Origin of the sequence: Pseudomonas sp. ABFPK, from assembly GCF_001586765.1 — a bacterium.
Lineage (GTDB): Bacteria > Pseudomonadota > Gammaproteobacteria > Pseudomonadales > Pseudomonadaceae > Aquipseudomonas > Aquipseudomonas asiatica.
In genome coordinates, this window is record NZ_LQXW01000063.1 from 1 (window position 1) to 2,994 (window position 2,994).

Below are 2,994 nucleotides of genomic sequence, written 5' to 3' on the forward strand. Positions count from 1 at the left end.
AGTCGGGTGGGAGCCAGCCATTCCTGGCTGACTCCCCCCTAAGAACCGTACGTGCGCCTTTCAGCGCATACGGCTCAAGCCTTCGCTAAGCTTCCGATGGAAGCCGGTTTGTTCACGTGCAGGCCACGAGTATGCAGTTGGTTGTGGCAGTTAGGGTGTAAGAGTACCCGATTGGCCAGTTCGTCTCCACCGCCGAGGGAGCGGTGTACGACGTGGTGGTCATGCCACCCTGTCTCTCTGGTAATCGGTTGCTTACACAGCAGACACAGTCCATTTTGACTGGCAAAGAGGCTGCCGATTTGTTTCCGGTATTTGAGCTTGCTCAGCATCCGGTCCATCCGCAGTTTCTCGCCTTGAGCCTCCATGGCGGGATCGTAGGGGTTGTAATCCCCACTCACCTTTTTGTGTCGCTCGATCGGAGTACTCGCGAGCGAGTACAGCTCGACCTCCCTTTTACCTCCGTCTGCATCTACCACTGTGGTGGCAAACACCCAGCTCCTGTCTCCTGAGGTCCGGAAATACTTCTTCCTTACCCAGTCGAGGGACTTGTTAGGGTGTCGCCTCTTCGCCCAACGCCAGAGTTTGATAAACACTCTGTGGTCCATTCGGCTGTAAGCCTGTTTCGCGACGACTGGTTGATGGTACAGCGCCCAGCCCCTCAGTTTCGGGTTGAGCAGTCGGATCAGATCCTCCTGCTTGACCGTCTTGTGAGAGTCGATTGCCTCTCTGATCTTGCTGTAGAACGCCTTGACGTTCTTCTTGTTCGGCTTGATCAGTAACGTTCCGTCGTACTTCCGGAAATTCCAGCCAAGGAAGTCAAAGCCTTCGTCGATGTGGACGATGCGCGTTTTCTTGAGTGACAACCGTAGCCCGCGCGTTGCGAGGAACCGCTCTACCCAAGGTTTTACTTCATTCTCCAGCACCTCCGGAGAGGCCCCTGTGATCACGAAGTCGTCGGCGTATCGCACCACGTTCACCTTCAGCTTTTTCGCCCTTGTCACTCCCAGGTATTCCTTGAGGAGCGTTTCCAGACCATCCAGTGCCAGATTTGCCAGCGTCGGGGAGATAATCCCCCCTTGCGGCGTACCTGCATCCGTTGCGTGTAGCTGCCCCTTGTGGATGACCCCGGCCTTTAACCATTGCCGCAGCACCCGTGTTTCCGTTGGGGCATTTCTTAACAGCCAGTCGTGGTTGATGTTGTCGAAGAACCCTTCGATGTCTGCGTCCAATACCCAGCAGGCCGAAGCCCGTTTGGATAGACACAAGAACAACTGCGCCATCGCATCCGCCGTGGAACGTTCGATCCTGAAGCCGTAGCTATTCGGGTCGCCTCGGGTTTCAGCGATGGGGGACAGAGCCAGCATATACAGCGCTTGCATGGCTCTGTCCGTCATGGTCGGTATACCCAGTGGGCGTTCCCGTCCATCCGACTTCGGGATGTAGACTCGCCGTAGTGGCCGAGCCTTGTATCCCCGCGTCTTCAACTGACCAACCGCATTCCATTTTGCGTTGGGTGTATCCCAGAGTTGCTTATCGACTCCCGCCGTGCGGCTCCCCTGATTTTCCGTGACTCTCCGTACAGCCAAGTATCTGGCCGACTTCGAGCGGGTGAGCATCCGTTGCAGAGATTTGACTCTGCGCCATTTGCCTTCCCGACAAGCCTTCGCAATTCGCATCTGCATTCCCCGGACATTCCGCTGGGCTCGGCGCCAATCGACGTCGTGCCACTGTTGCGGAGTGCCGGAAAGCGCAGACTCACCTTGCTGGCTGAGCTCTATCATGCTGCTTTCCTCTCAAAGTGAAACCACCCGAGCGGAAGGCGCACGTACCCCCTGAGGGGTGCATGCACCCCGTCAGGGTAGGGTTATCAAGGGCCAATTGGAGCTAGGCCCTGAAGTTAATGAGACGGTCTCAGTCAGAGTTATTGCGATGGAAGACCACGCAGAAGTCTGCCCGGTTTTCCCGTGGGGTGATGTTCCAACCCCTATCCAGGCCATTACAGCCTGGCATTCGCTTTCTCTGCGATCCCATACCCGCACCGCTAACAGTGTCCCTTACGGTTCACCTGCCCAAGGGCAGCGATACGGGCTTACCACGTTCCCTATCTGTCACACGACTGGGTTAGGACCTGCCTTTTCACCGGCGATCATATGAGGCGACGTATCCCCAAGCGCCACGGAGATAACCGACCGCGTACCTTTTGGTTCAAGCCTAACAGCAGTTTTGGCTTGGTAATGCTTACGGTGTTTATTAGCAGTTCACGTATGTTGTCCATACCAGTCAGCCTAGCGCCTCAACCCGGTACTGCTCCGAGTATCTACCGCCTCCCTCGCAGGAGAGCGGCACCCCTTGAAGGGGGGGCTACATTGTCGGACGGGCTTCGAACACCACCATTACTAGTGATGCACGCCGTCGTAGGCTACCGTTGGTCGCACAACGAGTCCGCTGCCATCCTGTATTAGCGATGGTTGGACAATGACAGACAGAGCTTTCGCTCATGTCTCCGTTTGGAAGAAGTGGGGACCGCTGTGGCGGCTCACTTAGGTTGGGTTACTCCTGTTTTGAGGCAGGAGAAACCCCAGCGGGGATTTCTCCCGCGAGGGTTGAAGCCGCAAGGGCTTGAGTTAGTGTCGTGGAGGTGACCGTTTGAAAAGTTTCTTGACCTCTGACCAGTTGGCCCACGTTGCCAGCCCTAAGCAAAAGATTAGGAGGCTAGTGAGGCAAATGATGCCAAATGTGTCATGACTCATTTCGTACATATCACTTTCCGACGAATGGCACTCCAAGACCGATGAAATCGGTCCGCAGTCGCGCTTCCGAGTGCTCAGCGACCTAGGGGTTTTGCCACCGCCGCTGCGGCAAGTCCTTTAAGGCGAGGGACCTCTGGGCGGGTTTTGGTTCAAGGGGATGGATACCCAAGTATTTGATTCCTTTGGGAATCTCTCAAGCTGACCCTACAGCTTGGGACGGGAGACACGTTACACGTGTCGCACA

At 56.1% G+C, this 2,994-nt stretch carries 1 protein-coding gene; it reads right to left on the minus strand.

From position 1 onward, the window contains the following. Positions 1-74: 74 nt before the first annotated feature. Positions 75-1,781 (minus strand): group II intron reverse transcriptase/maturase, encoded by a 1,707-nt coding sequence (gene ltrA, locus WM94_RS25560; protein ID WP_061552416.1) that lies wholly within the window; start codon positions 1,779-1,781, stop codon positions 75-77. Positions 1,782-2,994 lie beyond the last annotated feature (1,213 nt).

Bases quoted from the DNA above. Each gene is read 5' to 3' on its own strand.
- ltrA (WP_061552416.1), bottom strand. From the start codon at position 1,781: ATGATAGAGCTCAGCCAGCAAGGTGAGTCTGCGCTTTCCGGCACTCCG.